This window comes from Chryseobacterium sp. AC405b (genome assembly GCF_979258685.1).
The window spans coordinates 3,524,380-3,531,483 of the sequence record NZ_OZ409877.1 but is presented as its reverse complement, the minus strand read 5'-3'; the positions used below and the strand labels follow the sequence as shown (position 1 = coordinate 3,531,483).

General features: G+C 35.9%; 5 protein-coding genes. 4 read left to right on the top strand and 1 reads right to left on the bottom strand.

From position 1 onward, the window contains the following. From ACZZZA_RS16715 to ACZZZA_RS16700, 4 genes are all read left to right on the top strand, one after another. Positions 1–1,116 (top strand): hypothetical protein (locus ACZZZA_RS16715; RefSeq protein ID WP_463433704.1); only part of this gene is annotated, 1,116 nt, incomplete at its 5' end. A gap of 7 nt (positions 1,117–1,123) precedes the next feature. Further along, on the top strand, positions 1,124–1,549 hold the full coding sequence (locus tag ACZZZA_RS16710; protein ID WP_463433702.1) for a hypothetical protein: 426 nt from the start codon (positions 1,124–1,126) through the stop codon (positions 1,547–1,549). Positions 1,550–1,687: 138 nt separating this feature from the next. Then, positions 1,688–4,183 carry an ATP-dependent Clp protease ATP-binding subunit gene (locus ACZZZA_RS16705; RefSeq protein WP_463433700.1) on the top strand — a complete coding sequence of 832 codons (2,496 nt, stop codon included), beginning with the start codon at positions 1,688–1,690 and terminating at the stop codon, positions 4,181–4,183. Between the two features lie 72 nt (positions 4,184–4,255). After that, positions 4,256–5,119 carry a lytic transglycosylase domain-containing protein gene (locus ACZZZA_RS16700; RefSeq protein ID WP_463433698.1) on the top strand — a complete coding sequence of 288 codons (864 nt, stop codon included), beginning with the start codon at positions 4,256–4,258 and terminating at the stop codon, positions 5,117–5,119. A gap of 73 nt (positions 5,120–5,192) precedes the next feature. On the opposite strand, the gene ACZZZA_RS16695 is transcribed toward ACZZZA_RS16700, so the two are convergent. Next, complete coding sequence (locus ACZZZA_RS16695; protein ID WP_463433696.1) at positions 5,193–6,980, bottom strand: endonuclease; 1,788 nt, start codon at positions 6,978–6,980, stop codon at positions 5,193–5,195. Positions 6,981–7,104 lie beyond the last annotated feature (124 nt).

Sequence of the window (7,104 nt, the reverse complement as noted above, 5' to 3'; positions counted from 1 at the left end):
AAGGACAGAACTACAGTAGAAGATACCAAAGTAAAAACGATAGAATGTCTTGATGAACTTGATGATGGTTCTGCAAACGACGGATCAGGTACAAGCATAAAAAAAGGAGTTCTGTATAATAAAACCTATAGATTCAAAATCAAAGAATATACGAACGGCGAACCAAAAAATCCGAATAATATACGATGGAAATTAAAATATACAAATCCCGAAACAGGACAGACAGAAGAAAATATTTTGCTGAATAAAGACTGCCGCGGAGCTGAATTAAATTTAAGATTCTCTGCAAATGAATGTTGCGGAAGTGATATGGAAGTACAGGCATTCATAGAAAATGCTGATTCTGAGGGAAAATTTCCAATATTTATGCACAACAGATTCAGATGGTTTGACGGTACAATTATTAAAAATGAGCTACAGACACGGAAAAATACTCCTAAATCAATTGACCAAAGTGCCACTTCTCTCTGCGGAACTGCGGCAATATTGTATGTTTATGCAAAAGGCAATCCGGATGGGTATTATCAGATTTACAAAAATTTTTTCAGAACCGGAGCAGGGAAGATTAATAATTTTTTATTAGAGCCAAATGAAGATATTTTCGAAATGAAGCCCAATGCAGAAAACAGTGATTATCCGCATTTTGATAGCGGAACCTTGATACCGCAGTCAGATTGGGTTTCTCTGGTAGGCACACGAAGTTCTGATAACAAAAGTTATACAGGAAAAGATGGTGAAGATTGGGATGCGATCAATTGGCCGTCTTATATGGTAAAGGCAGCTTCAGAACTACATGGAGCTACGGAAGTTGTAGATGAAACACACTTCATTACAGGTTTTAATTATGCTGAAACATTAGAAAATCTTGAAAAAGATTTTAACGCAGGATGGAAAATCATCCTCTTAATTGATTCTGATATGCTTAATGACAGCATGAGTGTGTTTGGCGCACTTACCAATTATCACTGGATCGTATACAACGGTGGATTATCCATTGATACAGAAGCGAGTACCTATACTTTTTCATACTATTGTTGGGCTAGAGAGTATAATTCAAAAAAATTCAGATCTATCGTTTTTAATACAAATTTTTATGGATACATTAAATACAAATAAATATTTTTTGCTAACAATACTGCTTTTCAGCTGTTTGGGATGCGCACAAAAATATGTGCCAAAACCAGTCATATTAAATGAATTTGATTATTCATTTACTTTTCCGGATAAAAAGGAAGGTGATGTTTTAAGCGGAAAAATATTTGTCATTCAGAAAGGTGTAAAGATTGACAGCGGGAAGTTTGTAACCTCTTCATCAGCTCCTGTTACCGCAGCAATTAAGTTTTATCATGGAGGAAAATCAGTTACTAAAGAAGATACCATAAAAATAAATATTGGAAAGGAACAGCATTTCATTACATCTATTGAAGAAAAACCCGTAGACAGGAAAAAAGGTCTTTCCCCCTTTTCATCTTCCAGTAAGCCGTTTATTATCAATTTTAAAATAGACGGAAAACAGTTTAATGAATCTGAAACCCTTATAATCAAATAATCAACATTTATTTTTATCAGTAAATTTTTATCTGTTAACAAAATAAACACTCCATATAATTTTCCTGATCATCAGAAAAAACTTATTTTAGTTACACCAAAATAAAACATCACCACAAATATTAATATTGAAAAATAAATGGGAGTATTAGTCACCAACGAAACCGTAAAACAGCTTTTTCACATAGCGCAGTCCATTGCCAGAGAAAATTACAATGCAACTTATGGCGGTCCGCACATTCTTCAGGCTTTAATGCACAAAGATATCGGGCTTAATGAATTTTTAAAAAATATAGACAAAGATCCCGGATATTTCTACGAATGGGCAGATGTTCGTATCGAAGATTATCCCAAAACCACCCATTTACCTGCAGAAGTTGGTGAAGGCGAGTTTGTAGATCAGATTTTAGAAGAAGCCGATGACATCAGGCTGAAATTAGGTTTAGATGAAATTACCCCGATCTGTATTTTGACGGCTATCGTAAAACCGCAGGTTGCTTTTACTTTACAGCAACTCAAATCTCTTCCGCTCAGAGAGCACGAAATATTTAATTTATATCGAAAAGATACCCCTTACGCTTCTTTTGAAAATAATGAAATTTCCTCACTTTTTTCGAATGGATCAGACTATTCAGACAATTCTTTTCCTTCCATCAAAAGTTATTGCATAGACAGAACTACACAGGCAAGACAGGGAACTTTAGAAAACATTATTGGTCGTGATAAAGAACTGAGAATGTTGGTCGAAATTCTTTGCCGGAGAACAAAACCGAATGTAATTATCATCGGTGAGCCGGGTGTTGGTAAAACAGCTTTGGTAGAAGGTTTTGCCACAGAAATTATTAAAGGAAATGTTCCTGAAATGCTTAAAAATGCAACCCTTTTAGAATTGGATACCGGAGCATTATTAGCCGGAACTTCTTACAAAGGTGAAATTGAAGACCGTCTGAAAAAAGTCATCAATGAATGCAAGAAAATCGAAAAAGCAATTTTATTTATTGATGAAATTCATACGCTTTTAGATCCTAAAGGAAGCATCGGAAATATTGGAAATATCCTTAAACCTGAATTGGCAAGAGGAGAAATTACCGTCATCGGAGCCACCACTCAGGAAGAATACAGAAAAATAATTGAACCAGAACAGGCTTTCAACAGACGTTTTGAAGTTCTTACAGTGAATGAGCCGGACGAACAGACCTGTGTAAAAATGATCGATGTTCTTTTGGAAGGTTACAAAAAACATCACGCTATTGAAGTTGATAAGGCTGCTTTGCCTGAATGCGTTCGGTTGGCAAAAAGATATGCAAAAGGTAAAAAATTACCCGATGCCGCAATTGATTTGCTAGACAGAACCATGGCTGCAATTAAAATGCTTGATGAACTTTCTGAAAAGGAACTCCAGGACTGGAAAGAAAATTATGAGAATATTCTGAAAGAAGAATTTCTGGATGAAAAAGATAAAGCCGACGAATTAATCTGGAATTACAACTTACTCAGAGATAAAATCAGCCCGATTTTGTGGGGTTCTCTGAGAGAGCAGCCACAGATTGATAATTCAATGCCTATTGAGCATCTTCAGAAAGTGATTGAAGATACTTTTACAGAATTAATAGAACACGCTTCGGTAAAGAGAGAAAAAGTAGGCAAACTTGAACTTGCGGCAGTGATGGCAGCAAAAACCAATATACCAATCGGGAAGCTTCAGGCACAGGAAAAAGAGAAACTTTTGAATATGGAATCTCTTTTATTGAACAGAGTTGTCGGTCAGGATCACGCATTGAAAGTGCTTTCTGATGCTATTGTAGAAAACCGAAGCGGATTAAACAAACCGGGACAGCCAATCGGATCATTTTTCCTTCTCGGACCAACAGGAACAGGGAAAACAGAACTTGCAAAATCAATGGCAGAATTGCTTTTTAATGATGAAAAAGCGATGGTTCGTTTTGATATGTCAGAATTTAAAGAAGAACATTCTGCGGCATTACTGTATGGTGCGCCTCCCGGATATGTCGGGTATGAAGAAGGCGGAATGTTGGTGAATAAGATTCGTCAGCAACCTTACACCGTAGTTTTATTTGATGAAATTGAAAAAGCGCATCATTCTGTTTTTGATGTCTTTTTACAAATCATGGATGAAGGAAAAGTACATGATAAATTAGGCAAAGAAGGAGATTTCAGCAATGCTTTGATTTTATTTACTTCAAATATCGGAAGTGAAGAAATTGTAAGGCAGTTTGAAGAAGGAAAAGTTCCCGAATCATCATCACTCATGCAGATCATGTCACAATCGGGAAGATTCAGACCGGAATTTTTAGCGAGAATTACAGAAATTATCCCTTTTGCACCCATTACAGAATCTATTGCAGAAAGAATTTTTAATATTCAGCTAAAATCACTTCATAAGTCTCTCCAAAGATTGGGAATGACGCTTTCTATCACCGATGAGGCTGTGAAAAATTTAGCTTTAGGAGGTTTCAGCAGCAAGTATGGAGCAAGACAGATTTCCGGGGTCATAAGATCTCAGTTGGCACGACCAATTTCTAAAATGATCGTGAGAGAAGAAGTAAAATCCGGGCAAACCCTTACGGTAGACTGGAATCAATCTGAGGAAAAAATCAGTTGGAAAGTCGACTAATATTCATTTAAACTAAAAATCAGAATGTCGAATTGTATGCAGATATTCTGATTTTAATGTAAGAAACTCAAAATGAAAATTTATTTCAGTAAAATAATTTTGGCGACAGCAGTTTTTGTTTCTTTTGAAATGGCTTCTGCACAATATCTTTCTGCAACAGATACTTCGGAAAGCAGTGTAAAAAAATATAAAAACATTATCAATTCAAACAAAGAAATTGTTCAGTTCATAGAAAATTCTCTCGCAAAAAAAGGGCTTCCGAAGCATTTGAGAAATTTAGCTCTGATCGAATCGCATTTTGACAGAAATATTACATCTCACGCAGGAGCAGTTGGTGTTTGGCAGTTTATGACATCTCATGCCAACCAATACGGGCTCACAGAAGACCGTCGAAATGACCTGTACAGAAGTACAAAAGTGGCAGTAGTTTCGTTGGGAAATCTGTACAAAAAATATAATAATTGGGTGACCGTAGTTGCTGCCTACAATTGTGGTGAAGGTAATATTGCAAAGGCAATGCAATCTGCAAACTCTTCTCAGTATCATATTTTCTCTAAATATTTACCGGCAGAAACCATCAATCATGTTAAAAAATATCTGAACGCCTGTTTTGCAACTGGAGAATTGAACAGTGTTTTGACCAATTATAACACTTCAAGAATGAAGAAGGTTTTTGATGCAAGATCAGGACTGAAAGAAGGGTCATCTTTATCCGAAACCGAAATCAATGCAGGATTTAATCTGAAAATCATTGCTGAAGAATTAAAAATTGATGTAAATGACATTCTAATCTGGAATCCTGAAATTGAAGAAGAGCTTCAAACCAATGGTGAAAGTATTTTCTATCTTCCGACAGATCTGATGCCTGATTTTTTATTGAAGAAAAATAAAATTCTTTCTCGATCTGTAAAAGAAGGAAGCCACAACTCTAAATAATTTTTGCGTGATTAAACTTAAGAAAGACTTCCCTGTAACAGAGAAGTCTTTCTTTTTATGAATTTAAATATTTCTATTTTACGATAAATTTCAAGCTTGATTCATTTAGTTTTAAAATATAAATTCCTTGTTCAAGACTTCCGGTTTTGATTGATTTTCCATTTCTGAATGGCTGATCAATTGTCTGTAGTACCTTCCCTTGAAGATTATAGATTTCAGCTTTTTTAATATTATCAGTTGATCCTTTTACAAAAATTTCCTGATTGAGAATAGGGTTTGGATAAATCTGCAGTTTTTCAGTTTGAATATTTTCTGTATTAGTTACATTTTGCCTGGCTGCTGTTCCTGAACAAGTCCAGCTTAAATTATCAATTGCCACTCTGTTGCTTGATGAATTATTAACCAAAGTCACAATTACATTTCCTGAAACGTTGATATTGTTAATTGTAGTGGTAGCCGCCGCTGTACTGTAAGGAACTGTTCCTACATTCACGCCATTTACCAGAACATTAAAACTTCCGTTGCTTCCGGTGAATTTCAGCTGGGTTGTTACGGTTAAGGAATTAATTCCATTACTGAAACTGCTTGATTTTAACGAACCGCTCCTTACCGTAATTGCTTTATTGGAAATGGTCTGATCGCTTCTGGAGTCGGTTGCTGTCCAGGTAATTCCTGCGTTTGTCCATGTTTTTGTGGTGTAAGATGATGCACTTGCAGTGGGAATTGTTTCAAATGTTTCATTCACACAGTTTGTAGGAGTTGTAGTTCCTGCATTTGTGGTTGCAGAAACTGTTGAGCTGTTTGCTGAAGCATTTCCTGCTGCATCTTTAGCTTTCACATAAAAGCTGTAGGTCGTTGAAGGATTTAGACCTGTAATTGTTGTAGATGTTGAAGTTACATTAGACTTGAAACTTCCGTTCATATACACATCATATGAAGTTACCGCTACATTGTCTGTTGATGCATTCCAGGTTAATGAAATACTGTTGGCTGTTTTTGCCGGAATACTGAGATTTGTTACAATGGTAGGAGCTTGTGTATCTTGTGTCGGAGTCTGTGATCCCCAAATCTGATTTACATAATTCGGATTGTCGATAAACGGATTTCTGTTTCCCTGAAAAGTATAAGAAGCATTATTTCTGTTAATTTCCGCCTGAGAAACCGGATCTTGATTATGCCAAGCCAGTAAAACATTCAGTTCCCAGGTCTGTAATCCCGGAAAAGCAGAAGTACCAATCATATTTCCTGAAGAAAATCCTGATAATTGGTTTTGATATCTGGTCACAAAATAGAAAACCATTCTTGCAACATCTCCTTTAAATTCGTCAATCGGCTCAAAAACCGTCCCTGAAAATCCTGAAGAAGATGAACTTCCTAATTTTGATCCGTTTTGAGATGTGAAAGTCGTACTTCCTACTTTCCCGAAAGGATAATTAGAACGCATTCCATTTACTTTTCCGTCGGTTGCTCTTACAAAGTGAATGTCATTTCTCATTGGTGAAGCTTCATTGAAGAAGCTCTGAGGAATGATGTGTTCACGATTATAGCAGTTTCCTTCAGTAGAATACGTGCCGCATTGGTTACTGACAGGAGTATATTTATAAGGATCAGATGAAGATGGTCTTTCCGAGTAAATGTCTAAGATAGAACCGTCATTTTCATAATTTTTGTCGATATCGGTTGTTTTGTATGCAGTCCACAATCCACTGTAACCTTTGTCCTGATGACCATTGGTGATGATAGAGCTCAATGCGGTTTTTAAAGATGCACCCGAGAGTCCGTTTGCAGAAGAATAATATCCCGAAGGTGCTTGTGCGGAAGCAAATTGAGAAAGTATGAAGCAGATCAATAGTTTTTTCATAAAAATATATTTGGTTAACGTAAAAATACATTTTAATTAAATTCAAAATGAATTCCTGCTCAATAAGTATATTAAATTTTTGTAAGATTAGAAGTCAGTGATTTTTAAGCGGGATTTTAAAACA